Annotated in this window: 18 protein-coding genes; 4 read left to right on the top strand and 14 right to left on the bottom strand. The window is 63.9% G+C overall.

What is annotated here, in order from left to right; genetic code table 11:
• Positions 1–255: 255 nt before the first annotated feature.
• A complete protein-coding gene (gene gltB / locus DPM35_RS06670; protein ID WP_112126520.1) occupies positions 256–4,992 on the top strand; it encodes a glutamate synthase large subunit in 4,737 nt (1,578 codons plus the stop codon).
• 198 nt (positions 4,993–5,190) lie between these two features.
• On the top strand, positions 5,191–6,645 hold the full coding sequence (locus tag DPM35_RS06675; protein WP_112126521.1) for a glutamate synthase subunit beta: 1,455 nt from the start codon (positions 5,191–5,193) through the stop codon (positions 6,643–6,645).
• A gap of 141 nt (positions 6,646–6,786) precedes the next feature.
• Here the strand turns inward: DPM35_RS06675 and DPM35_RS06680 are convergent, their stop codons facing one another.
• The 3 genes from DPM35_RS06680 to DPM35_RS06690 form a co-directional block, all read right to left on the bottom strand.
• Positions 6,787–7,194, bottom strand: coding sequence for an MAPEG family protein (locus DPM35_RS06680; protein WP_112126522.1), 408 nt, complete (start codon positions 7,192–7,194; stop codon positions 6,787–6,789).
• An 84-nt stretch (positions 7,195–7,278) separates the two neighbouring features.
• Positions 7,279–8,496, bottom strand: coding sequence for an SGNH/GDSL hydrolase family protein (locus tag DPM35_RS06685; RefSeq protein ID WP_112126523.1), 1,218 nt, complete (start codon positions 8,494–8,496; stop codon positions 7,279–7,281).
• A gap of 114 nt (positions 8,497–8,610) precedes the next feature.
• Positions 8,611–9,831, bottom strand: a complete 1,221-nt coding sequence (locus DPM35_RS06690; protein WP_112127079.1) for a lytic murein transglycosylase — start codon at positions 9,829–9,831, stop codon at positions 8,611–8,613.
• Positions 9,832–10,070: 239 nt separating this feature from the next.
• Here DPM35_RS06690 and galU point away from each other — a divergent pair, with 239 nt between their 5' ends.
• Positions 10,071–10,976 carry a UTP--glucose-1-phosphate uridylyltransferase GalU gene (gene galU, locus DPM35_RS06695; RefSeq protein ID WP_112126524.1) on the top strand — a complete coding sequence of 302 codons (906 nt, stop codon included), beginning with the start codon at positions 10,071–10,073 and terminating at the stop codon, positions 10,974–10,976.
• A 162-nt stretch (positions 10,977–11,138) separates the two neighbouring features.
• Here the strand turns inward: galU and DPM35_RS06700 are convergent, their stop codons facing one another.
• Entirely contained in the window at positions 11,139–12,935 is a 1,797-nt protein-coding gene (locus tag DPM35_RS06700; protein ID WP_181591942.1) for an outer membrane beta-barrel protein, read from the bottom strand.
• A gap of 160 nt (positions 12,936–13,095) precedes the next feature.
• Here DPM35_RS06700 and DPM35_RS06705 point away from each other — a divergent pair, with 160 nt between their 5' ends.
• The gene (locus DPM35_RS06705) at positions 13,096–14,097 is read left to right on the top strand and encodes a KpsF/GutQ family sugar-phosphate isomerase (RefSeq protein WP_112126525.1); all 1,002 of its coding nucleotides are present in this window, start codon (positions 13,096–13,098) and stop codon (positions 14,095–14,097) included.
• A gap of 39 nt (positions 14,098–14,136) precedes the next feature.
• Here DPM35_RS06705 and DPM35_RS06710 read toward each other — a convergent pair whose 3' ends face one another.
• The 10 genes from DPM35_RS06710 to DPM35_RS06755 form a co-directional block, all read right to left on the bottom strand.
• Positions 14,137–14,601, bottom strand: coding sequence for an NfeD family protein (locus tag DPM35_RS06710; RefSeq protein WP_112126526.1), 465 nt, complete (start codon positions 14,599–14,601; stop codon positions 14,137–14,139).
• Positions 14,602–14,631: 30 nt separating this feature from the next.
• Positions 14,632–15,582, bottom strand: a complete 951-nt coding sequence (locus DPM35_RS06715; protein ID WP_112126527.1) for an SPFH domain-containing protein — start codon at positions 15,580–15,582, stop codon at positions 14,632–14,634.
• 133 nt (positions 15,583–15,715) lie between these two features.
• The gene (gene hemH, locus DPM35_RS06720) at positions 15,716–16,780 is read right to left on the bottom strand and encodes a ferrochelatase (protein ID WP_112126528.1); all 1,065 of its coding nucleotides are present in this window, start codon (positions 16,778–16,780) and stop codon (positions 15,716–15,718) included.
• A 146-nt stretch (positions 16,781–16,926) separates the two neighbouring features.
• Positions 16,927–19,023, bottom strand: a complete 2,097-nt coding sequence (locus tag DPM35_RS06725; protein WP_112126529.1) for a bifunctional metallophosphatase/5'-nucleotidase — start codon at positions 19,021–19,023, stop codon at positions 16,927–16,929.
• 250 nt (positions 19,024–19,273) lie between these two features.
• Complete coding sequence (locus DPM35_RS06730) at positions 19,274–19,732, bottom strand: hypothetical protein (RefSeq protein ID WP_112126530.1); 459 nt, start codon at positions 19,730–19,732, stop codon at positions 19,274–19,276.
• 253 nt (positions 19,733–19,985) lie between these two features.
• Positions 19,986–20,360: an Omp10 family outer membrane lipoprotein gene (locus DPM35_RS06735; RefSeq protein WP_112126531.1), complete on the bottom strand. Its 375-nt coding sequence runs from the start codon at positions 20,358–20,360 to the stop codon at positions 19,986–19,988.
• Positions 20,361–20,446: 86 nt separating this feature from the next.
• Positions 20,447–21,892: a homospermidine synthase gene (locus DPM35_RS06740; RefSeq protein WP_112126532.1), complete on the bottom strand. Its 1,446-nt coding sequence runs from the start codon at positions 21,890–21,892 to the stop codon at positions 20,447–20,449.
• Positions 21,893–22,024: 132 nt separating this feature from the next.
• Positions 22,025–22,954 (bottom strand): heme-dependent oxidative N-demethylase family protein, encoded by a 930-nt coding sequence (locus DPM35_RS06745; protein ID WP_112126533.1) that lies wholly within the window; start codon positions 22,952–22,954, stop codon positions 22,025–22,027.
• Positions 22,955–22,999: 45 nt separating this feature from the next.
• Complete coding sequence (locus tag DPM35_RS06750; RefSeq protein WP_112126534.1) at positions 23,000–23,662, bottom strand: aminotransferase class IV family protein; 663 nt, start codon at positions 23,660–23,662, stop codon at positions 23,000–23,002.
• Positions 23,611–24,756 carry an aminodeoxychorismate synthase component I gene (locus DPM35_RS06755; protein ID WP_112126535.1) on the bottom strand — a complete coding sequence of 382 codons (1,146 nt, stop codon included), beginning with the start codon at positions 24,754–24,756 and terminating at the stop codon, positions 23,611–23,613. Before DPM35_RS06755 ends, DPM35_RS06750 begins: the two co-directional genes overlap by 52 nt.
• Positions 24,757–24,872: the final 116 nt, after the last annotated feature.

Genomic DNA, 24,872 nt, shown 5'->3' on the forward strand with positions numbered 1-24,872 from the left:
GTGCTGTCTTATTTTGTCGCACAAAACAGGCTGGACTGGCGTATCATTGCTGCCATTCCGGCCATTGTCGCGAGCGGCGGGTAGACGGCCCGGCTCTGGCCTGTACGATACCGGATGCGAACCGGGCGTATAGCCGTATGGTTCGATGGATTTCGCGAGACGTGCAGCAAGGATCAAGGGGAAGCCTTGTGCTTCCCAAGGCAAACCAGCGCCCTCAGACAGTCAGGGCCAAGGTGGAGAACGGAGGATAGGACGATGACGGAACTGACGCCATCTGCGATCAACGGCCAGGCCGCGCAGACGAAAGCGGCAGTCGTTAAAAATACCGTCCTGACCAAAGCCGGCCGAACCACCAACGGCCCTGCCGCGCAGGGCCTCTATGATCCGCGCAACGAGCATGACGCCTGCGGCGTCGGCTTCATCGCCAACATGAAGGGCGTGAAGTCGCACCGGATCGTCGAGGACGGTCTGGCGATGCTGGAGAACCTCACCCATCGCGGCGCCGTCGGCGCCGACCCACTGGTCGGCGACGGCGCAGGCGTGCTGGTGCAGATCCCGGACGCCTTCTTCCGCGAGGAGATGGCGGCCAAGGGCGTCGAACTGCCTCCGGCCGGCCAGTACGGCGTCGGCCATTGGTTCATGCCGCAGGACGCGGCGCTTCGCGCGCATATCGAGGAGATCATCGCCGAATCGGCGCAGTCGGAAGGGCTGCCGCTCATCGGCTTCCGCGACGTGCCGGTCGACAATTCTTCGCTGTCCAAGGCACCCGATATCGTGGCCTCCGAGCCTTTCCACCGGCAGGTGTTCATCGGCCGCACGGCCGACATTCCGGACGACGAAGAGTATGAGGCGCGGCTCTATTTGCTGCGCAAGGTGATCTCGGGCCGTATCTACGCCGAGAACGACAACAAGGATGTCGGCGCCTATTGCGTGTCGCTGTCGGCCCGCACCATCGTCTACAAGGGTATGTTCCTCGCCTACCAGGTCGGCGCCTATTACAAGGACCTGAAGGATCCGCGCTTCGAAACGGCGCTGATCCTGGTCCACCAGCGCTTCTCGACCAACACCTTCCCGTCGTGGAAGCTCGCGCATCCCTACCGCATGGTCGCTCACAACGGCGAGATCAACACCGTGCGCGGCAACAACAACTGGATGGCGGCGCGGCAGGCCTCGGTCGATTCGGAGCTGTTCGGCAACAACATCTCGAAGCTGTGGCCGATCTCCTATGAGGGCCAGTCGGACACGGCGTGCTTCGACAACGCGCTCGAGTTCCTGTTCCAGGGCGGCTATTCTCTCAGCCACGCCATGATGATGCTGATCCCGGAAGCCTGGGCCGGCAACAAGCTCATGGACGCCGACCGCAAGGCTTTCTACGAATACCATGCGGCGCTGATGGAGCCGTGGGACGGGCCCGCGGCTGTGGTGTTCACCGACGGCCGCCAGATCGGCGCCACGCTCGACCGCAACGGCCTGCGCCCGGCGCGCTACATCGTCACCGACGACGACCGCGTCATCATGGCGTCGGAAGCCGGCGCGCTGCCTGTGCCGGAGGAAAAGATCGTGCAGAAGTGGCGGCTGCAGCCCGGCCGCATGCTTCTGATCGATCTCGCCAAGGGCCGCATCGTCTCCGACGAGGAGATCAAGTCGGAGATCGCGACCAGGCATCCCTACAAGACCTGGCTCGCCAACACGCAGCTGATCCTGGAAGACTTGAAGCCGGTCGAGCCGCGCGCGCTGCGCAAGGATGTCAGCCTGCTCGATCGCCAGCAGTCCTTCGGTTACACACAGGAGGACACCAAGCTTCTGATGGCGCCGATGGCCACCACCGGCCAGGAAGCCGTTGGCTCGATGGGCACCGACACGCCGATCTCGGCGATGTCGGACAAGTCGAAGCTGCTCTACACCTACTTCAAGCAGAACTTCGCCCAGGTCACCAATCCGCCGATCGACCCGATCCGCGAGGAGCTGGTGATGAGCCTGGTGTCCTTCATCGGGCCGCGGCCGAACATCTTCGACCTGGTCGGCACGTCGCGCCGCAAGCGGCTCGAAGTGCGCCAGCCGATCCTGACCAATGGCGATCTGGAGAAGATCCGTTCCATCGGCCACACCGAGGACCGTTTCGACACCAAGACGATCGACATCACCTACGGCTCGAACGAGGGTGCGGCCGGCATGCAGGGCGCCATCGACCGGCTCTGCGAACGGGCCGAGGCGGCGGTCGCCGGCGGCTACAACATCATCATCCTGTCAGACCGTCAGGTCGGTCCGGACCGCATCGCCATTCCGGCCCTTCTGGCCACGGCGGCGGTGCACCACCACCTGATCCGCAAGGGGCTGCGCACGTCGGTCGGCCTCGTCGTCGAATCCGGCGAGCCGCGCGAAGTCCATCATTTCTGCTGCCTCGCCGGCTATGGCGCCGAGGCGATCAACCCTTATCTTGCCTTCGACACGCTGCTCGACATGCACAAGCGCGGCGAGCTGCCGGCCGAGGTCGACGAATACGAGGTGGTCTCGCGCTACATCAAGTCGATCGGCAAGGGCATCCTCAAGGTGATGTCCAAGATGGGCATCTCGACCTACCAGTCCTATTGCGGCGCGCAGATCTTCGACGCCATCGGGCTCAGGTCCGATTTCGTCGAGAAGTATTTCACCGGCACCGCGACGCTGATTGAAGGCGTCGGCCTGGACGAGATCGCCACCGAGACGCTCAGCCGCCACTCGGATGCCTTCGGCAGCGATCCGGTGCTGCGCAACAGCCTCGAGGTCGGCGGCGAGTACATGTTCCGCATGCGCGGCGAGGCGCATATGTGGTCGCCGGATGCGGTCGCTACCTTGCAGCATGCCGTGCGGCAGGGCTCCTGGGACACGTTCAAGGAGTATTCGGCGCAGATCGACAGCGCGACCGCGCGCGCGCAAACCATCCGCGGCCTGTTCAAGATCAAGCTGGCCGAAGAAACCGGCCGCAAGAAGGTCGCGATCGAGGACGTCATGCCGGCGGCCGAGATCGTCAAGCGCTTCTCGACCGGGGCGATGTCGTTCGGATCGATCTCGCGTGAGGCGCACACCACGCTGGCGCGCGCCATGAACCAGATCGGCGGCAAGTCGAACACCGGCGAGGGCGGCGAAGAGGCCGACCGCTATCTGCCGCTGCCTGGCGGCGGCAAGAACCCGGAACGCTCGGCGATCAAGCAGGTCGCCTCGGGACGGTTCGGCGTCACGGCGGAATATCTGGTCAATTCCGACGTCATGCAGATCAAGGTCGCGCAGGGCGCCAAGCCCGGCGAGGGCGGCCAGCTGCCCGGCCACAAGGTCGATGCGACCATCGCCAAGGTCAGGCACTCGACGCCCGGCGTCGGCCTGATCTCGCCGCCGCCGCATCACGACATCTATTCGATCGAGGATCTGGCGCAGCTGATCTACGACCTGAAGAACGTCAATCCGGCGGCCGATGTCTCGGTCAAGCTGGTGTCGGAAGTCGGAGTCGGCACGGTCGCGGCGGGCGTCGCCAAGGCGCGCGCCGACCACATCACCATCTCCGGCTATGACGGTGGCACCGGCGCTTCGCCGCTGACTTCGCTCAAGCACGCCGGCAGCCCATGGGAGATGGGCCTTGCCGAAACGCATCAGACGCTGGTGCTCAACGGCTTGCGCAGCAGAGTCGCGCTGCAGGTCGATGGCGGCCTGCGCACAGGGCGCGACGTCATCATCGGCGCGCTGCTCGGCGCCGACGAGTTCGGCTTCTCGACCGCGCCGCTGATCGCGGCCGGCTGCATCATGATGCGCAAGTGCCATCTCAACACGTGCCCGGTGGGTGTGGCGACGCAGGACCCCGTTCTGCGCAAGCGCTTCAAGGGCACGCCGGAGCACGTCATCAACTTCTTCTTCTATGTGGCGGAAGAGGTGCGGGCGCTGCTCGCAGAAATGGGCTTCACCCATCTCGACCAGATCATCGGCGACAGCGACCTCCTGGAAAAGCGCGACGTGATCCAGCACTGGAAGGCGCGCGGGCTCGACTTCTCGAAGATGTTCTTCAAGCCCGATGCGCCGCATGAGGCGCTGCACTGGACCGAGCGGCAGAAGCATCCGATCGACGATGTGCTCGACCGCAAGCTGATCGAACTGGCGAAGCCGGCGCTCGACGCCAAGCAGCCCGTCACCATCGAGCTGCCGATCCGCAACGTCGACCGCTCCGCCGGCGCGATGCTGTCGGGCGAGGTCGCCAAGCGCTTCAAGCACAAGGGCCTGCGCGAGGACACGATCCAGGTGAAGCTCACCGGCACGGCCGGCCAGTCCTTCGGCGCGTTTCTCGCGCGCGGCGTGTCGTTCGAGCTGGTCGGCGCCGGCAATGATTATGTCGGCAAGGGCCTGTCGGGCGGCCGCATCGTCATCCGCCCGCCGGAAGAAGCCAAGATCGTGGCTGCCGACTCGATCATCGTCGGCAACACGGTGCTCTATGGCGCCACCGAGGGCGAGGCCTATTTCGCCGGTGTGGCCGGCGAGCGCTTCGCCGTGCGCAATTCGGGCGTGGCGGCTGTCGTTGAAGGCGTCGGCGACCATGGCTGCGAATACATGACCGGCGGCATCGTCGTCGTGCTCGGCAAGACCGGGCGCAACTTCGCGGCCGGCATGTCGGGCGGCGTCGCCTATGTGCTGGACGAGAAGGGCGATTTCGCCGAGCGCTGCAACATGGCAATGGTCGAGCTCGAGCCGGTTCCGGAAGAGGACGATCTGATGGAGAAGCTGCTCCATCACGGCGGCGACCTCGACCACAAGGGGCGCGTCGACGTGTCGGGCGACATGACCAGCCATGACGAGGAACGGCTCTACCAGCTGATCTCGAACCACGTCCACTACACCGGCTCGGTGCGCGGCCGCGAGATCCTCGAGAACTGGCAGAACTTCCGGCCGAAATTCCGCAAGATCATGCCGGTGGAGTATCGCCGCGCCTTGATCGAGATGGAACGCATGCGCATGAGCGTGGCAGCGGAATAAGCATCGGGCGTGGCCGGAAAGATGACTTTCCGGCCGGCATCCTCACCAACAATCCTGACCCCGAGAGCATGACCCCGCAAAGTGGGAACCGGTTTTCGGCGAAGGTCATGCTCCAACAAGGTGCGGTTGCCACGGCGGCCTTATGGGGTTAACGGGTGCGCGACAAAAAGCGTGCCTTCGGACAGCAGGGACTGGACTATGGGCAAGGTAACAGGCTTTCTCGAGATCGACCGGCAGGTGCACAAGTACCAGCCGGCCTCCGACCGCATCCGGCATTTCCGCGAATTCACGCTGCCGATGTCGGACAAGGAGGTCGAGAAACAGGCCGCGCGCTGCATGGATTGCGGCATTCCGTTCTGCCATGGGCCGACCGGCTGCCCGATCCACAACCAGATCCCGGACTGGAACGACCTCGTCTACAATGGCGACTGGGACAGCGCGATCCGCAACCTGCATTCGACCAACAATTTCCCTGAGTTCACCGGCCGCATCTGCCCGGCGCCCTGCGAGGAAGCCTGCACGCTGAACCTCGAGGACATCCCGGTCGCCATCAAGACGGTCGAGCAGGCGATCGCCGACAAGGCCTATGAAACCGGCCACATCCGGCCCTATCCGCCGGAGAAGAAGACCGGCAAGCGGGTTGCCGTCATCGGCTCCGGCCCCGCCGGCATGGCGGCGGCCCAGCAGCTCGGCCGCGCCGGGCATGACGTGCATGTCTATGAGCGCGAGAGCCGCCCCGGCGGGCTGATGCGCTACGGCATCCCCGACTTCAAGATCGAGAAGCACTATATCGACCGGCGCATCGAGCAGATGCAGGGCGAGGGCGTGACCTTCCATTGCGGCGTCAATGTCGGCGTCGATATGAAGGCGGCCGACCTCATCGAGGAATTCGACGCGGTGCTCTATTGCGGCGGCTCGGAAACTCCGCGTCCGGCCGGCATCCCGGGCAGCGACCTCAGCGGCGTCTACGACGCCATGCCCTATCTGGTGCAGCAGAACCGTCGCGTCGGCGGCGAGCCGATCCAGTCGGTGGCCTGGCCCTCGCACCCGATCATCGCCGGCGGCCAGCATGTCGTGGTGGTCGGCGGCGGCGACACCGCGTCCGACTGCATCGGCACCGCCTTCCGCCAGGGCGCGGTGCGCGTGACGCAGCTCGACATCCGTCCGCAGCCGCCCGAGAAGGAAGACAAGCTCTCCGTATGGCCCTATTGGGCGACCAAGATGCGCACGTCCTCCTCGCAGGCCGAGGGCGCCGAGCGCGAATTCCAGGTGGCAACTCTCGAATTCATCGGCGAGGACGGCCAATTGACCGGCGTGCGCTGCTGCGAGGTGGACGAGAAGCGCAAGCCGATCGCCGGCAGCGAATTCGTCATCCGCGCCGACCTCGCCTTCATCGCCATCGGCTTTGCCGGGCCGGCGGGCGACAGCCTGATGAAGGAGCTGGACGGCAAGATCAAGGTCGTCACCGACAGCCGCCGCTCGCGGAATGTCGAGGCCAATGATCGCGACTACAGGACCAGCGTCGACAAGCTCTATGCGGCGGGCGACGTGCGGCGCGGCCAGTCGCTGGTGGTCTGGGCGATCCGCGAGGGCCGTCAGGCGGCGCGCTCGATCGACGAGGCGCTGATGGGATCGACGGTGCTGCCGCGCTGAACCGGCTATCTGTGGCCGATGAGCCGCTGTCACCGTCAGTTCGAGCACAAGTGTGAATGGATAGGCTAGGCGACTTCGCCCTGGCGGAGAGAAGAGAACTGTTTGAGCGTTTCGCCCGTTCCCATGGAGCGGTGAGGCGCCCTAGCTGGTCAGCAGCTTGATTGCCCAATAGAGGCCAATGGCCATCTGGACTGCGAATGCCGAGAATCGCGCTTTGACAGCGGTCGGAGTTGTCGACGCCAAATGGATGGCTGACTGCACCAGCCGCGCGCCGAGAAGCCAATATGCGAGCGGATCAGTGATCGAGGCGCGCGAACTCATCATGGCCAAGGCCATGAGACCTCCGAATATCGGAAGGCCTTCTATGCAATTGGCGTGGGCGCGCGCCAGCCTCCGCAAGAACGGCGAGAGACCGGAATTGTCCGGTGCGAAACCATTCGCGGGGACGCGGCCGCTCACCACAAGATGGGTGCGCAGGATCTCCATCCATATAAGCAGTAAGAGCGCCCAGGTTACGAATCCGAGCAAGGAATAAGCTGTTGCCGACATATTCTCCCCCGCCTTTGACCTCGGCCAAAATCCAATAATGCCATTGTTCGCCTGGGCGCGAAATTGCTGCTGTGAGGGCTTGAATCAAGGAGTTAGGGGGGTCGAGCCTGGCTCGGCAGCCGCCGTCGTGGGCGGCTGCTTCTTGGGCGGCCAGGAAAAATCGTCGGCGCGGCCGGGCGAGGCAGCGGGAGCCTTGCCTTCCAGGATCAGCTTTTCGCCAGGCAGATTCGGATCGGCCCTGGCCGGCTGCGCGGCACCCAGCAGTTCGGTGCCGCCGTCGAGCGCCGGGTCGCCGAGCAGCATCGGCGCGGTGCGGTCGACGATGACGGGCGCGGCGGCCGGCTTGGGCGCCTCGACCGGAGCGCCGGCCGGCGCCGACACGGTGGTGATGCTTCCCGGCGCCGCCAGTCCGAGGATCTTGGCCAACGGCTTTTCCGTATAGAAGGCGAGCTTGCGCTTGCCGGCCTTGGTGACGTTGATGCCGTCGTCGGAGCGCAGGCGCACCGGCTGGCCGTTGATGTCGGGGCCGGAGGTGACGAACGCGCCGTTCTCGTCGACGAAGCCGTCCCAGACATCGACGAACTCGCCGCCATGGCTTTGGGCGGCCGAATGATAGATGTCGTTGAAGGCGAGCATGTCGGAGTTCATCTTCGACACACCAAAAGCCGGCATGCCGACCCACAGGAACGGCACCTTGGTCTCCTGAAGGGCCTTGCCCAACGCATCGGTACGGCGCTCATATTCCTTGGTCCAGTTCTCCGAGCGCGGCTGCTCGCGCACGTCGCCGACCTTCATCTGCTGCCGGTCGTTGGAACCCAGCATGACGATCACAGCCGCCGGTTTCTCGGTCTCGATCAGCGATTTTATCTGGGCTGGCCAATTGTAGACATCGTCACGAACGAAGCCGGACGAACCGTTGGCGCGGGCCACGATCCTGACAGCGGGATTGTCGGCAAAGGCCGTGTCCAGGCCCTCCGCCAGCCCGCCCGCCAGAAAATCGCCGACCACCAGCACGACGCGGGCGTCGTTCGTCTTCTCAACGATCGGCGTCTCGGGCTGCGCCGGCGGGCGCGGCTTGGGCTTCTTCTTGGGTTTCGGCCTTGGCTGGACTTCGACAGGCGGCTCGATGCGTTCGCTGCGGCGCGGAAACAGAAGGTCGCGCAGCGACCAGCCCCGGCTTTGCTCCTGCGCGAACGCGGGGGCGTGGAAAGCGCCGGCGGCGGTGACGACAAGCACGGCGAGGGCGAGAATCAGGACGGGCGCCCGGCGAATGCTATGCCTGATACGCGCAACCGACACCAAACACCTCTCCATCCCTTGGCGCATGACCAGGCAGACGCGGGAAAGTCATGCGCAAGCCGAAGCGCTACAGCATCCCTGCCGTCTTTGAAAGGATACCTGGCGATTCCGCGCGCTCTACTGCTTGCGGAGCCATTTGAGCACTTCAAGGCTCGGATAGCCATCCTGGGTCAGGCCGACCTTGGCCTGATAGGCCATGATGGCCGCCTTCGAGCTGTCACCGATCTTGCCGTCGAACTTGCCCTCATAATAGCCATGCTCGGAAAGCCGCTTCTGCAGCTCCTGCCGCTCCTCGAAGCTGAGCTTGGTGAAGGGGCGTTGCCAGTCTTGCACCAAGCCGGTGCCGCCGGCGATCTCGTCGGCGAGAAGGCCGACGGCCAAGGCGTATTTGTCGGCATTGTTGTAGGCCTTGATGACCGAGAAATTCCGGATCATCAGGAAGGCGGGGCCACCCCGGCCGTCCGGCACTTTCAGCGTCGCCTTGTCGGTCAGGTTCTTGAACGGCTTGCCGCTGGCCCTGACGACCCCCAGAGCCTGCCATTGGGCGATTGTCTTTGCGCCGCCGGGCAGCTTGCCGGCCGGTATGGTGACCTCATAGCCCCAGGTCTTGCCGGCCTGCCAGCCATTCTTCATGAGCAGATTGGCCGAGGTCGCCAGCGCATCGGGGATCGAGTTCCAGATATCGCGCCTGCCATTGCCGTCCATGTCGACTGCGTAGCGCTGATAGCTGGTCGGGATGAACTGGGTCTGGCCCATCGCGCCGGCCCAGGAGCCCATCAGATGGCTCTCGTCGATGTCGCCGGTCTGCAGGATCTTCAGCGCCGCGATCAGCTGTGTGCGGGCGTATTTCGAGCGCTTCGCGTCGCCATAGGCGAGGGTGGAAAGCGAACGGATGACATTGCGCATGATGTCGTCGCGCTTGAGGATCTCGCCGTAGTTGGATTCCATCGACCAGATCGCCAGCAGGATATTGCGGTCGACACCGAACCGCGCCTCGATGCGATCGAGCCAAGGCTTCCATTTCTTCGCCATGGCGCGGCCGTTGGCCACCGACTGGTCATGCACGCGGTTGTCGAAATAATCCCAGGCGGGGGCGGTGAATTCCGGCTGGGTGCGGGCCTTTTCCAGCACGACCGGATCGGGCTCGATGCCTCTCATGGCCTGATCGTAGACAGCGCCCGAAACGCCACCTGCCACCGCGGTGGCGCGGAAGGCGGCGACCCACTGGCGGAACCCGACATCGGCGAAAGCGGGTCCGGCGGGCATCAGCAAGGCCAATGTCAGGCCGGCTGCAGTCGCCAGTGCCGTCAGGCGCCTCGCGGTGTTGCGAACGGACATCATTTCCTCCTTCGTCAAATCAGGAAGGATCATTCAACGCCGAACCGGGTTAGTATTTAGTTTACCATAGGTGCCGCCGGGAACGAAAAGAGGTGTCGCGGCTTTTAGCTCTCACATTCAACCTGGCCGTTCAGTAGCCAAACATTCCGGCGTGAAAATGATTCCGGCGTGAAAATGTTTGGGGGGATTGCGGAGCGTGCCGCCGAGCGGATAATTGGCCGAAAAGCAGGGGTGTCAGCATGAAGCGCGTTCGCAAGGCAGTTTTCCCGGTCGCAGGTCTCGGCACGCGGTTCCTTCCGGCCACCAAGGCGATCCCGAAGGAAATGCTGACCGTCGTCGACAGGCCGGTCATCCAATATGTGGTCGACGAGGCGCGCGAGGCCGGCATCGAGCATTTCATCTTCGTGACCGGGCGCAACAAGGCGGTCATCGAGGACCATTTCGACGTCCAGTTCGAGCTCTACGACACGCTCGCCCAGCGCGGCAAGGACGACCAGCTCGCCCGCCTGCAGCGGCTGCAGCCGGCGCCGGGACAGACAAGCTTCACGCGCCAGCAGGTGCCGATGGGCCTCGGCCACGCCGTCTGGTGCGCTCGCGAGCTGGTCGGCGACGAGCCCTTCGCGCTGCTGCTGCCCGACATGATCATGCAGTCGGAAAAGAGCTGCATGAAAGACATGGTCGAGCTCTACGCCGAGACCGGCAACAACATCATCGCCGTGCAGGAATGCGACCCCCTCGAGGCGCATAAATACGGCATTGTCGGCCGCGGCGAGGACACACATCACGGCTTTCGCATCACCGGCATGGTGGAGAAGCCGAAGCAGGGCACGGCACCCTCCAATCTCTTCATCAACGGCCGCTATATCCTGCAGCCGGAAATCTTCGGCATCCTGGAAAGCCAGGAACGCGGCGCCGGCAACGAGATCCAGCTGACCGACGCGATGCTGAAGCTGGAGAAGAAGCAGCCCTTCTACGGCTATCACTATAAGGGGCGCACCTTCGACTGCGGCTCGCCTGAAGGTTTCGTCGAGGCCAACGTCGCCTTCGCGCTGTGGCGCAGCGACATGAATGGCAGCATGGCCGGCGTCATCCGCACGCTGCTGGATGAGGTGCGGCCGGTTGACCGTCGCGGCGCCGCGTTCTAGCCTATGCCGATATTCAGGTGAGGCCGGTCTGCGAACGGCAGGTTCCTGCGCTTCCGGTGCTCACGTACTTTGAGTACGCTCCGCTCCGGTTCTCGGAACCCACCGTTCTCGTCTCGGCCTGACCTGAATCTCGGCATAGGCTTGGGCCATTGCCGCTGCTCTTCAGCGCTGGACCTTCAGACCGAGATAGACGCTGTTGGCCGTGTAGTCGCGGCCGGGCAGGTTGCTGGTCAGCTTCTCGGTCCTGACGCGGGTGGTAACCCCGGCATAGCGATTGAGCCACCAGGTGAGCCCCGCCTCGGCGCTCAGGATCAGATCGTGGCCGTCGGAGCCGGTATAGTCGCGCCAATCGAGGCCAAGCGCCGAGTTTGCCGTCAGGTTGGCGCGGATCTGGCGCTCGCCGGTCAAACGGCTGGAATAGAGGATATCGCCGCTCTGGCCGGCGGTCGTTGTCGTCTCGACGCTGGTCTTGCCGGTGAGCCCGATGGTGGTGCCGCGCTCGGGTGACCATTTGAGGTCGGCGTTGATGCTTGGGCCCGCCACCGCCGGCAGGCGGCTGTCGTCGATCGCCTCGCGCAGCCAGCCGGCGGAGAATTCGCCGGACAGCTTCTCGCCCATATCGAGCTCGAGGCCGGCACGCGCGCCAAGCCTGGTCGAGGACCTTTGGAAGCCGTCGGTGTCGGTGCGCAGGTCATAGACGCGCCGCCCGGCCTCGACCTCCGTGAAGGGCGTCAGCGCGGGCGAGACCTCGTAACCGGTGCGCAAGGTCGCGGTGTAGAGCGTGGAGTCGCGATCCTTCTGCGACACGGTGGTGCCGTTGGAGAGCTCGGCGTCGCCGTAGAAATCATGCGAGACCGCCCCGGTCAGCGCATAGCGCATCTTGCCGACACTTTTTTCGACGCCCAAGCTGCCGTCCACGGTCTGGCGCAGCGGCTGCTGGGTGACACCGGCGATCGCATCCGGCGAGGAGGCCGATTCCGGCGCCGCCTCGTAGCCGAGCTTGGCGATGGCGCGCAGCTCGTTGTCGAGATCGACGTTGAGCTGGCCTTCGATGCGGCCCTGCGCATCGTTGATCTTCTCGCCTGAGACGGTGTTGCGGAACTGGCCGTAGCCGGTGATCAGAGCCGAATTCTCGCGCCAGTCGGAGGTCGCCGTGAAACGCAGCGCCGTCTCGGACAGAACGGCCGATTTGCCGGTGCTGCTGGAATCGGCATTGGACGTCGCGGTGAAGCCTTGCTCCAGCGTCGGCCGGAACAGAAAGGTGCCGATCCTGACGCCGGGAGCCGCGAAGGGATCTTCCTCCGGCTTGACCTTCTGTCCATCGATCGAGCCGGTGCGCTCCTGGCCCGGGTCGAGCTTCTGCTTATCGACGCTGTCGATGGTGACGGCGCGGCGGTTGCTGCCGTCGTCGGTCGCCGCGGCATCTGCCTGCCCACCGGGGGCGGCAGTCGCGGCGGTGGTCGTGTTGTCGGTTGCCTCGCCCGTCTTCTTCTTCGCCTTGCTCTTGTCGGCGGTCTTGGTATTCGCCTTCGTGTCGGCCTTGGCGTTCAGGGCGCGCTGCTTTGCCGTCGAAGGCCGGCGCGGCTTTGCCGGCGCCTTCGTGTCGGCCAGCGGATCGTTGGCCGCCTGCGGCTGGTCGAAGACGCTGTCCGACGCACTCGCCGTATGGTCGTCGTCGGGAACGGCGCCGGGGCTTGCCGGCTGATAGGTCGTGGGCGCCGTGTCCTGGACGACCGAAGCGGGAGCGTTCTGGTCCTGCGTCCCTTGCGCCCGCAACTGTCTGGCCTTGCGCTGCTGGTCGGCGAGTATCGCCGATTCGGATACCTCGCCGCGCAGCTCGGTTTCCTGCGAAAATGCCGGCGCCGGACGCAGCAAGGCAAGCGCGCTCGCCGTCAGCAGCAGTGCTGCAACGGCAATGCCCCTCCGACCGATTTTCGTTTCAGGCTGGCCCCCGGACATCGTCACCACTGCTTGCGCGGCGCGGTTGCGCCATACTTACCGAACCGTAAATGCGGATGGTTAACGGAGGGTTGAGAGAGCCTCCTCGGAGCCCTTCCAATCGGGGGCTCAAGGCAATTCTGTTGGACAGGGGCGCGGCAAAGCGCTAATCGCTTCGCCCATGCATGCTGGGTCCCCAGAAAGAAAGCAGCCCAACAGGCAGGCTGCGATCGAATCGGCGCTGAGAACGGTGGCGACGGAGCAGGCCGGTGTGGCGGCTTTGGCCGCCGCGCTCGAGAATGGCTTGGCGGAGCCTTTTGCAGCCGCTATCGACCTGATTTCGCGGATCGACGGCCGCGTCATCGTCACAGGTGTCGGCAAGAGCGGCCATATTGGCTCCAAGATCGCCGCGACGCTGGCCTCGACCGGCACGCCAGCCTTTTTCGTCCATCCGGCGGAGGCCAACCACGGCGATCTCGGCATGATCGCCCGGGACGACGCCATCATTGCCATGTCCTGGTCGGGCGAGAGCAAGGAATTGATGGGCATCGTCGCCTATTCCAGGCGCTTTTCCATCCCGCTGATCGCCATCACGTCGGGCGAGAGCTCGGCGCTGGCGCGGGCCGCCGATGTGGTGCTGCTGCTGCCGTCCGTGCCCGAGGCCTGCCCGCATGGGCTGGCGCCTACAACCTCCGCCCTGCTGCAGCTCGTCATGGGCGATGCCTTGGCGATCGCGCTGCTCGAGGCACGCGGTTTCACGCCGGACCATTTCCGCACCTTCCATCCGGGCGGCCAACTCGGCGCCAACCTGACCCAGATACGCGAGATCATGCATGTCGGCGAAAGGCTGCCGCTGGTGCCGTCGGGCACCGGCATGCAGGAGGCGATCCTGGAATTGTCGCGCAAGGGTTTCGGCTGCGTGGCGATTACCGGCGCCGACGGCGCGCTGGTCGGCATCGTCACCGACGGCGACATCCGCCGCCACATTGCCAGCGACCTTCTGACGATGAGCGTCGATCAGGTGATGACCAGGAAGCCGAAGACGGCCAGCCCGGACACTCTGGTGGCGACCGCGCTGCAGACCATCAACACATCCGCCATAACCAGCCTCATGGTCGTCGAAGGCGGACGTCCGGTCGGACTGGTGCATCTGCACGATCTGCTGCGCATCGGCGCCGCTTAGACAGCGTCAAGATCCAACGCATCCTGAGCGGCAGTCGGCTCAGATCGCCTCGACGGTCAGCTCCAGATCCGTATCCGCCGCTCCGGTCACGCGCACCTGCGTGCCGACCGGCAGGTCGGGTCCGGAGACGCGCCACAGCGTGTCGCCGAGTCGGATGCGGCCGCGGCCGTTCTTGATCGGCTCGGTCAATGTCGCCGTACGGCCGACCATCTGGGCGCCGCGGCGGTTGAGCAGCGGCTGGTCGACGCTGCCTTGGCGCGAAACCGCAATCTGCCTGCCGACATAGGCCGAGACCACGGCCAGCACGAGGAAGGCCAGGACCTGGACCTGCCAGGTCCAGAAGGCGGCGTCCCAGATCGCCAGCGACACCGCGCCGATGATCAGCGCCGCGATGCCGATCCACAGCATGAACACGCCGGGCGCCACGACTTCCATCACCAGGAGCACGATGCCCAGAACCATCCAGTTCCACGGGCCGAGTTCCGAAACGATGCGGTCGATCATTGATGTTCTCCCACCCCGGACGGCGTCACATCAGTTGTCGCCGGGCTTGACGACCGGCGGGCGGGATGCCTGCCGCTGCGTGCCGGAAGAGCCGTCGCCCTTGAAAACTTCGCGAGCGATCTCGCCGATGCCGCCCAGCGTGCCGATGAGGGATGACGCCTCAAGCGGCATCAGCACGATCTTGTTGTTGGGCGCCGAGCCGATCTTGGACAGCGCCTCGGTGTATTTCTGGGCGACGAAGTAATTGAGCGCCTGCACGTCGCCCTTGGCGATGGCTTCCGACACGACCTGGGTCGCCTTGGCTTCGGCTTCCGCCGAGCGCTCGCGCGCTTCGGCATCGCGGAAGGCGGCTTCCCGCCGGCCCTCGGCCTCGAGGATCTGCGATTGCTTCAAGCCCTCGGCAGCCAGGATCTGGGCGCGCTTGTTGCGCTCGGCCGTCATCTGGCGGCCCATCGATTCAATAAGGTTGGCCGGCGGGTTGATGTCCTTGATCTCGACGCGTGTGATCTTGATGCCCCAGGGGTGCGCCGCCTCGTCGACGACGCGCAGCAGGCGCTCGTTGATGGCGTCGCGGTTGGACAGCAATTCGTCGAGGTCCATCGAGCCCATGACGGTACGGATGTTGGTCATGGTGAGGTTGAGGATGGCGTTCTGCAGGCCTGAGACCTGGTAGGCGGCCTGTGCGGCATTGAGGATCTGAAAGAAGGCGATCCCATCGACGCCGACGATGGCGTTGTCACGGGTGATGATCTCCTGCGTCGGGACATCGAGCACCTGTTCCATCATGTTCATCTTGGCGCCGATGCGCTCGAAGATGGGGTTGATGATGTTGAGGCCAGGGGTCAGCGTCTTGGTGTAACGGCCGAAGCGCTCCACCGTGTAATTATAGCCTTGCGGCACCGTCTTGATGCCTTTGAAAAGAAGAATGATGACAAGGAAAACAAGGACAATGATTGCAATATCGAAACCGCTAAAGCCCATTTCGCTTCTCCCTCAAAGGCGGCGACCTCACGGAATCACTTAAGTGTGTTTCCGCAACGTTACAATCAGGTGATCGCCAATATTGGTTAGCGGCGGGTTTTGCGCACCGGTTTCGAGCTGTCGGTGAAGCCGGTCACACCCAGCCGGAAAGCTCGCGCCGCACCAGCGCCTCGATGACCGCCATGCCCTCGGGACTGTCATTGAGACAGGGGATATGGGCGAAGTTCTTGCCGCCGGCGTGATGGAAGGTTTCGGCCGCTTCGCGGCCGATCTCGTCCAGCGTCTCGATGCAGTCGACGGAAAAGCCCGGATTGACGACGGCGATCGACTTGACGCCGTCCTTCGCCAACTTCTCGACCGTGACGTCGGTGTAGGGCTGCAGCCATTCCTGCGCGCCGAAGCGCGACTGGAAGGTGGTGATGAGCTTCTTCTCGTCCCAGCCGAGCCTTTCCCGCAGCAGCCGCGTCGTCTTGAGGCAATGGCAGTGGTAGGGGTCGCCCTTCTCGAAATACGGCTTCGGAATGCCGTGATAGGACGCGATAACCACTTCGGGCTCGAAGTCCAACGTCCCAAGATGCCGCTCGATCGAGTGAGCGAGAGCCTCGATGTAGACCGGTTCATCATAATAGGGCGGTACGCTGCGGATCGCCGGAGCGTTTCTGATCTTCATCAGCGCGCGGAACAACTGGTCGTTGGCGGTCGCCGTCGTCGTTGCTGAATACTGCGGATAGAGCGGGAAGGACAGGATACGGTCGCAGCCCTGCTCGACCAGTCTTTGCGCGACGCTTGCGGTCGAAGGATTGCCGTAGCGCATCGCCCAATCGACCACGACGTTCGCGTGATCGGCGAGGGTACTGGCGAGCTTCTCTGCCTGGGAACGGGTGAAGCTGCGCAGCGGCGACTCGTTCTTCTCCCGATTCCAGATCCTGGCATAGTTGGCGCCGGACTTTTTTGGCCGGGTCGTCAAAACCAGGCCGTAAAGGATCGGATACCAGATCGCCTTGTTGAGCTCGATGACGCGTGGGTCGGAGAGGAATTCCCTGAGATACCGCCACATCGGCGCGAATTCGATTCCGTCGGGTGTGCCGAGATTGATCAGCATGACGCCGACCTTGCCCTGCTTAACCGCCGGGTGGCCGGCAGGCAGCAGACCAGCGGTCCTCGCGGTCTTGACATCGGTGGGGCTGGCAAGCGTCATCAACGGTCTCCGATAGCGCCGCGGAAACTAGCGATGCCCTGCCGGTTTTCAATGCTGCGTCTGGCCGCACCTTATCGTGTTTGGCAAAGGAAAAGGAACATCCGCCCGGTTTCCCGGGCGGATGCCATGAATTCCGGAGTGGCCGCTTACTTCGCAGCCGGCGGAATGGTCAGCGTCGCGCCGAGCGGCAGGCGACGCGGCTTGAAGTCCTTGTTGGCCTCGGAGATGAGCTTCCACTTGGTCGCATCGCCATAGGCTTTCCTTGCCAGGTCCCAATAGGTATCGCCGGCGGCGACGGTGTGGCTTGTTTCTGCCGGCTTGGTTTCAGCGGGCTTTGCCGGTTCGGCGGCGGGAGCAGGGGTAGGCTTTGCCGGTTCCGCAGCCGGAGCCGCAGGCGCCGTCTCGGCCGGCTTCGCGGTCTCGGCAGGTGCGGCTTCAGCCGGAACGGCCGGTGGTGTACCGGCAATGTCGCCGGAGCCGGAAGGCAGCGCCGGCATTGCAGGCTCAGCGTTCGCCGGTGCGGTCTCGGCCGGCTTTGCTGCTTCGGCCGCAGGCGCCTGGGTGGCGGCGGGAGCGGTCTCGGCGGGCTTCGCCGGTTCCACCGGCTTGGCCGGCTCAGCCGCTGCGGTCGTTGCCGCAATCTCGGTGATGCGGCCGTCGAGCTTCGGCGTGTAGGGCCGATGGGCGCCGAGATAGTCGGCCACCACCTGCTCCAGGCCTGGGCCGTAGTCATAGGCGTTCGTGGCCTTCTCGGCGAAGACCTTGTAGCCGTCGCCGCCTTGGCGGACATAGTTGTTGGTGGCGACGAGATACTGCTTGTCGGGGTTGATCGGCGCCCAAGCGCCGTTCTCCATCACCTCGACCGATTTGACGCGGCCGGCGTTGGGCGCCACCGACTTGTCGAAGGAATATTTGAGGCCGGCAACCTGCGGGAAGCGGCCGGCGCCGTCCTCGACCTGGCTGAGACCGCTTTCCAGGCCAGCGACCAGGTCCTTGCCCGAAATCTTGAAGGTGGCCAGCGTGTTCTGGAACGGCAGCACGGTCAGCACCTCGCCCATCGTCACCGTGCCCTGGTCGATCGAGGCGCGCAGTCCGCCGCCGTTCGAGATGACGATCTCGACGCCCTGGCCCTTGGTGCGGTCGAGGATGGCATCGGAAACGAGATCGCCCATCTCGCATTCGCGCGCGCGGCAGTTCTCGCGGCTGCCGTCGATCGCCTTGGTGGTCTCGGCCACCTCCTTGTTCTTCAGCGCCTCGATCGGCGCACCGAGCTCCTTGATGCGGGCAAGGACAGTGGGATCGGGCGTGATCGACTTGTCGAGATAGATCGGAGCGCCGCTAGCCTCCTTGACGTTTCCGTTGTCGTCGAACACGACCTTGAACTCGCCGAGATATTTCGAATAGGACGCCGCCTGCACCACCGGCACCTTGGAGCCGTCGGGGTTGTCGACCATCGTCGGGTACGGTCCCTCGGCTTTCGGATCGGTGTTGGACAGGAGCGTGTGGCTGTGGCCGCCGACCACCACGTCGATACCCGGGATCTTGGCGATCACGTCGCGTTCACGCCTGTAGCCGATATGGGTGACCGCGATGATCTTGTTGATGCCTTGCGCCTTGAGCTTCTCGACCTCGGCCGTGATCGATTTGACGTCGTCGGCGATGGCGATGTTCGGGCCGGGCGAGGCGAGTTCCGGCGTGTCGTTGGTGACGGCGCCGATGATGCCGATCTTCTGGCCGCCGACCTCGACGACGATCGACGGCTTGAACTTGCCGGCGGCGCCGGACTTGTCGTTAGGCACGACATTGGCGCTGACGACCGGGAACTTCGCCTTGTCGAGGAAAGGCACAAGCGCTGTCTCGCCGTCGTCGAACTCATGATTGCCGAGCGTCACCGCGTCGGGCTTGATCTGATTGAGGAATTCCTCCTCTACCGCACCCTTGTAGGTGGTGTAGAACAGCGAGCCCTGAAAACTGTCGCCTGCATTGAGCAAGAGCACGTTCTGGCCTTCGAGCTTCTTGCGCTCCGCGGCGATTGCGGTGATCAGCCGGCCGGCGCCGCCGATGCATTCGCCCTTGGTCTCCTCTTCGGCGGAACAGGTCGATTCGTATTTGTTGTTGCCTTCGATGCGGCTATGCCAGTCGTTGAAATGCAGGATGTTCAGTGTGTAGTCGGCAAAGGACACGCCGGCCGACAGGCCAAGCGTCGAAGCTGAAAGGGCTAGGATGGCGGCAATCTTCTTCATCTTTGTCTCCCGGTAAATTGACTTCGACATTGCTTAAAGCCTTCGCTTGACTGGAAAATAACAGTCAGCCTCGGGTTCATGTTCACATCGGGTCCCAGCTGATGCAAGCACAATCGGGGAGATATTTGCCGGCGCTAAAAAGGGACGGCGGCTCGCGCCGCCGTCCCTTTTTAGACAGCGATATCGGCATCGATGATGTGCGCGCCAAGATATGTTGAGAGAACTATGAAACCGACGGCGTTAGCGCTCGTTAGCCATCCAGGTTAACGCCAGGCGTGCACTGATAATCGTTCGGATTGGTGGGCTGCGGTGTAATCGCCGCCTTCTGCCGGGCTTCTGCGGAAGCACATGCCGGCCGAACGATAATGGAATAGCCTTTTCGCATCATGCAACTGGAAATATATCTGCCGCGCAGACCTTCATTGACGTCATAGGTCGACGCTGTTGCGGGAATATTGAGGCCGCCCATCTCATTGCAGTAGGTCGATGAGCCAATGGTGTTGCAGGTCACTGTGCCCGGTGTGTGGACACCAGGATTGATTTGAGTCGCCATGGCCTGCGGTATTTCCTTCAGAGAGGCGATCTTGCATTGGTCATAATCGAACTGCCGTTGCGAGAATGTAGAGCCAGGCTTGAAGGCGCTTGGCATCGGGCCGGTCTGACAGCCAGCGATGACCGCGACGGTAGCAAGAATGAAACGTTTGCGCATTCTGAAGATCCCCCCCTGCTCGCAATCAAAAGTAATTTTGTTCGCTAAGCAACGGCAAAAAAATGCCGCCAACCGATCTTCACAATTGCGCTAGAGCGTTTCATCGTTTCACGGAAACGGTGAAACGCTCGATCTCTTTGTTTTGACGCAATTCCGGACGGAAAACCGCTCACACTTTTCCTGAAATTGCTCTAGCCAAGCATTCGCCAGAGTTCGCTGTCAGCTGAACTCGAGCGGGCTGCTTTCTGGCTGTTCAGGAGCGCCGGGTAAATACGAAATTCTTCCCAGCCGCGTCGGTACAGTTTAGTTGGTTGATGGATACCAACAAACAATTGGTGTGGATTGGCGTCTGGCGAATCAATGAGGTACCTGTGATCTCAAGTGATGTGGCGCCAGTCATAGTGTAGGTACCCTCCGCAAATTTCTCACCGGTCTGGGCGGCAACCGTCGTATATTTTCCACTACTGAATGTGGAAACGGCTTGGCCAGTGCCGTCGATCCAGTTGCCTTCGACCCCCTTGGGAGCGGCGGCGGCCGGCGGTTCCGATGGACCGGTGGTGGTGCAGGCGGCGGCGGCCAAAAGGCTTGCCGCGGCGGCTGCCGAAAGCAGTTTGCGCGCAATGGTCATTCTTGAAAATCCTCTCCTCAGTCCGCTCCTTTCAATCGCCCGATTTCCGGGCGATTGCAAGGCGCTGCCTCTGGTCAGTCCCGGCGCTATCGGACCAGAATGTTGCGGAACTGCCACGGGTCGTCCTTGTCCAGGTCCTCGGGGAAGAGTCCCGGCCGGTTATCCAGCGGCGTCCAGTCGGTGTAGTAGCCCCTGACCGGCCCGAGATAAGGCAACTGCACTTCGAGGCAGCGCCGGTAGTCCATCTCGTCAGCCTCGACGATGCCGGCGGTCGGGTTCTCCAGCGCCCAGACCATGCCGGCGAGCACCGCCGAGGTGACCTGCAGGCCGGTGGCGTTCTGGTAGGGGGCGAGCTTGCGCGCCTCGGCCAGCGAAAGCTGCGAGCCATACCAGTAGGCATTCTTGTCGTGGCCGTAGAGCAGCACGCCGAGCTCGTCGACGCCGTCGACCAACTCGTTCTCGTCAAGCACGTGGTGGACCGGCTGCGGCTTGCCGGCGGCGCCGAACATCTCGTCCAGCGACAGCAAGGCGTCGTTGCAGGGATGGTAGGCGTAGTGGCAGGTCGGGCGGTATTGGACCTTGCCCTTCTTCGAACGCACGGTGAAGAAGTCGGCGATCGAGATCGACTCGTTATGCGTCACCAGCAGGCCGTATTGCGCGCCCGGCGTCGGGCACCAGCTGCGCACGCGCGTGTTGGCGCCGGGCTGCTCCAGATAGATCGCCGCCTTGGAGCCGTGCTTGTGCTTCTTGCCGTTCTTCGGCATCCAATTTTCGTGCGTGCCCCAGCCGAGCTCGGCCGGCTGCAGGCCTTCCGAGATGAAGCCTTCGACCGACCAGGTGTTCCAGAACACATTCATCGGCTTCGGCTTCTTGGTGCGCTGGGTGTCGCGCTCGGCGATGTGGATACCCTTGACGCCGGCCTTCCTCATCAGCTTGGCCCAGCCCTCGCGGTCTTCCTGCGCGGGTTCCGAAAACTCGAGGCCAAGGTCGGTGGCGAGGTTGACCAGCGCCTTCTTGACGAACCACGAGACCATGCCGGGATTGGCGCCGCAGGTGGAGACCGCCGTCGGGCCGCCGGGCTTGTCCTGCTTTTCCTTGATCATCGCCTCGCGCAGCGCGTAGTTGGAGCGGCTGGCATTGTCGGCCTCGGCGTCGAAATAGAAGCCCAGCCACGGCTCGACGACGGTGTCGATGTAAAGCACGCCGAGCTTGCGGCACAATTTCATCAGGTCCACCGAACCGGTGTCGACCGACAGGTTGACGCAAAAGCCCTGGCCGCCGCCATTGGTCAGAAGCGGCGTGAGCAGCTTCTTGTAGTTCTTCTCGGTCACCGCGTCCTGCATGAAGGCGATGCCGCGCTCGTCGAGCAGCTTGCGGTCGGTGTCGAGCGGGTCGATGACCGTCATGCGCGACTTGTCGAACTTGAAATGGCGCTCGATCAGCGGCAGCGTTCCCCGCCCGATCGAGCCGAAGCCGATCATCACGACGGGACCGGTGATTTCACCGTAAACGGGCCAGTTTTCATTCGCCATTTTTTCGCACACTCCTTCAAACACGCGCAAAACCGGGCGCCTTTGGCCCGACGGCCAAGCGCTACACCACAGATCATTGTCATAAACCAGCGAAAAGCGCCAACCGCCGGCTGAGCCGTTCTGGGCGTGTGGTTAAGCCGATCCGGCCATGCGGCCGAGGAATGCAACCAGCCGGTCGCGGTCGGCGGTCAGACCCTTGTAGTCGAGCTGTTGCTGGTCGAGAGCCAGGAGCTGCTGCGCGAATGAGGCCGCCAGTGCTGCCCGGCCCGGATGCGCATCAAGCACCTTGAGCGGGTCGAGGTGGATGCGGATGGTGAAGAGGATGTCGCGCGAAGCGGGCAGCTTGCGCAGCGTCTGGCGTTCGACGCGGATGAAGGCATGGGCGTTGACGTCGCCGTCGGGGAAGCGGCTCGGACGGTTGGTGGCGCGGTCGATGCGCTCGACGTTGGAGAGCGGATGATAGAGCCTGTCATTCGCCTGGATCGACCAGTTGAAGCGCTCGACCGCCTGGCCCTGCAGTCCGTCGAACATGCGGTTGATGAGCTCGGCCGGCCGCGTGCCTGGTCCGAAGCCGGGCACCGGTTCGTGGATCTCCTGCAGCGGCTTGCCGAATTTCTCCCGCAGCGACCAGGATGAAGGGAAGCAGAGCGAGCCGGCGGCGAGCCGCCAGCCGCGCTCGTCGCGCCGCATCAGGATCAAGTCTTCCTGGACGAGCAGCGAAGCCCTTGCCAATGGTGCCTTGCGCAAGGCGGGGGGCAGCCTGTCGCTTATGCTTCCAAGGCCGGCGACCTCGACGTCAGAACCTGCACCGCGATGGGTGTGCGGATGGTTCGCCGCAAGATGCGCGACGAGCAGGTCCAGCACCTCGCTCTGGGCGTCGCGCGTGCCGTCTTCCTCGACGAAGACCTTTTCCGGTATTTCCGCATAGAGCCGTTGCTTTTCGGCCAGATGCGGCAGGAGAAATTCATCGACCTCGATCCAGCGATCGAATTCGAGCGGCTTCAGCCCGATGGTGAAGAGCTTCGAGGATCCATCATAGGGCGTATGGGTCGGGTGGCGGATGGTCGAGTCTGTTTGGTTGTTATCCAGTTTATGTCTCCCGCGCGGTCAGCCAAGCCGCGCCGGGATCAGCCCGCGCAGCGAGTTGCCGACGAAGATCGCCTTCGCGGCCTTCAGATCGTCGAAGCTGTAGATCGCTTCCACGGCGCGGCCTTCGTCCAGAAGCTCACCGCGCAATATTCCAGGCAAAAGGCCGCAGTCGAGGCGGGGCGTGGCGAGCGGGCCGTCGCCGAAATCGGCAAAGAGGTTGGTGATCGTGCCCTCGCAGAGCTCGCCGCGCTCGTTGGCTAGAAGCACTTCCTCGGCGCGCGTGGCGAGATATTCCGCGCGCGCCTGCGTGTAGACCTGACGCAGGCTGGTCTTGTGGCGCAGCAGCATGTTGCCGGAATCAAGCCGGATCCGCGCCAGCTGCAGCCGCCAGACCTTGTCGGCGGGTAATGGTTCGTAAGGCTGCACGGCTGCCGCCGCTTCGCCGCTGCGTTGCAGGGCGAGGCGCACGCGCAAGGCAATCAGCTGTCCGTTGACGGCGTTCGAAAGCACTTCGCCGATCCGTTCGGGATCGCAGGCGAAGCCGAGTTCGGCGGCGGACGCATAAAGCCTGGCGAGGTGGCGCTCGAAGCGCAGGAAGCCGGAACCAGGCTCCCAGCGCATGGTCTCGATCAGCTCGAAGCCGGCACCGTTCCCGTCGCGAAGCGCGCTTTCAACAGACACTCCCGATACTCCTCCTCGGCGGTGGAATCGAAGACGACGCCGCCGCCGACATTGTAGACCGCCTCGCCGTCGGCAAAGAGCGAGATGGTGCGGATCGCCACCGAAAAACGCATCCTGCCGCCAGGCGCGATCCAGCCGATGGCGCCGCAATAGACGTCGCGCGGCGCGCCTTCCAGCTCGTGCAGGATTTCCATGGCGCGGATCTTCGGCGCACCGGTGATCGAGCCGCAGGGGAAGAGCGCGGCGAAGACCTGGCGGATACCGATGTCAGGCAGAAGCTTCGCCCGCACGCGGCTCACCATCTGGTGCACGGTCGGATAGGTCTCGATGCGGAACAGTTCCGGCACCTCCAGCGTGCCGACCTCGCTGATCAGCGAGATGTCGTTGCGCAGCAGGTCGACGATCATCCGGTTCTCGGCCTGGTTCTTCTCGTCGTTGCGCAGGAAGGCCTTCAGCCGGGCATCCTCGGCCTTGGTCGCGCCGCGCGGCGCGGTGCCCTTCATCGGATGCGTCTCGATCATGCCCTCGGCATCGATCTCGAAGAACAGTTCGGGCGAGCGCGACAGGACGACCGGATCGCCGAGCGAGACCAGCGCGCCGTATTTGACCGGCTGGCGTTCGGTCAGCGCGTCGAAGGCGGCAAGCGGATCGCCGGACCATTGCGCGCGGACGGGGAAGGTGAGGTTGCCCTGGTAGCAGTCACCCTTGCGGATGTGGTTGTGAAGGCGGGCGAAGCGGCCGGCATAGTCCTCGGCGGACCACGTTGCCCTTGCATCGAAAATCGGGCCGTTGCTGGCGGATCCCGCATTTTGCGGCACGGCCTGTTCGACGGGCGCATCGAAGACGCCGAGGCAGACCAGCGGCGCGCGGCGGCCCTCGGGCAGCAGCGGCACCAGTTTCGGCTCGAGCAGATAGCCGGCCTCGTAGGAGAAATAACCCGCCAGCCATTTTCCGGAGTCGGAGGCGGCCTGGGCTCGCTCGAGCGCCGGCACGAACTCCTCCGCAGTGCGCGCGAGAATGATCTCGTGCGGCCGGTCGAACACCAGCTGACGCGCGCTCTCGTCGTTGCGGAAAATGGCTGCGGGCAGGGACATGAGCCTTGGAAGCGGACAATTCAGTCGATCGCTCTATATGGGGGGCCGGCGAGGCGCAATCGAGAGAGCGGCGTCGGGCGGCGCAAAGGCGGCTGGCCCAAAACAAAGACGGCGCC

It is taken from the genome of Mesorhizobium atlanticum, from assembly GCF_003289965.1.
GTDB classification, from domain to species: domain Bacteria; phylum Pseudomonadota; class Alphaproteobacteria; order Rhizobiales; family Rhizobiaceae; genus Mesorhizobium; species Mesorhizobium atlanticum.

Excerpts from the sequence above, each read along its gene's own strand:
- DPM35_RS06740 (WP_112126532.1), bottom strand. The coding sequence starts at position 21,892 with ATGGCGAATGAAAACTGGCCCGTTTACGGTGAAATCACCGGTCCCGTC.
- hemH (WP_112126528.1), bottom strand. The coding sequence starts at position 16,780 with ATGACGCTTGCCAGCCCCACCGATGTCAAGACCGCGAGGACCGCTGGT.
- DPM35_RS06705 (WP_112126525.1), top strand. The coding sequence starts at position 13,096 with ATGCATGCTGGGTCCCCAGAAAGAAAGCAGCCCAACAGGCAGGCTGCG.
- DPM35_RS06680 (WP_112126522.1), bottom strand. The coding sequence starts at position 7,194 with ATGTCGGCAACAGCTTATTCCTTGCTCGGATTCGTAACCTGGGCGCTC.
- DPM35_RS06700 (WP_181591942.1), bottom strand. The coding sequence starts at position 12,935 with ATGTCCGGGGGCCAGCCTGAAACGAAAATCGGTCGGAGGGGCATTGCC.
- DPM35_RS06730 (WP_112126530.1), bottom strand. The coding sequence starts at position 19,732 with ATGCGCAAACGTTTCATTCTTGCTACCGTCGCGGTCATCGCTGGCTGT.
- DPM35_RS06725 (WP_112126529.1), bottom strand. The coding sequence starts at position 19,023 with ATGAAGAAGATTGCCGCCATCCTAGCCCTTTCAGCTTCGACGCTTGGC.
- DPM35_RS06675 (WP_112126521.1), top strand. The coding sequence starts at position 5,191 with ATGGGCAAGGTAACAGGCTTTCTCGAGATCGACCGGCAGGTGCACAAG.
- DPM35_RS06690 (WP_112127079.1), bottom strand. The coding sequence starts at position 9,831 with ATGTCCGTTCGCAACACCGCGAGGCGCCTGACGGCACTGGCGACTGCA.
- galU (WP_112126524.1), top strand. The coding sequence starts at position 10,071 with ATGAAGCGCGTTCGCAAGGCAGTTTTCCCGGTCGCAGGTCTCGGCACG.
- DPM35_RS06735 (WP_112126531.1), bottom strand. The coding sequence starts at position 20,360 with ATGACCATTGCGCGCAAACTGCTTTCGGCAGCCGCCGCGGCAAGCCTT.
- DPM35_RS06755 (WP_112126535.1), bottom strand. The coding sequence starts at position 24,756 with ATGTCCCTGCCCGCAGCCATTTTCCGCAACGACGAGAGCGCGCGTCAG.
- DPM35_RS06710 (WP_112126526.1), bottom strand. The coding sequence starts at position 14,601 with ATGATCGACCGCATCGTTTCGGAACTCGGCCCGTGGAACTGGATGGTT.
- gltB (WP_112126520.1), top strand. The coding sequence starts at position 256 with ATGACGGAACTGACGCCATCTGCGATCAACGGCCAGGCCGCGCAGACG.
- DPM35_RS06715 (WP_112126527.1), bottom strand. The coding sequence starts at position 15,582 with ATGGGCTTTAGCGGTTTCGATATTGCAATCATTGTCCTTGTTTTCCTT.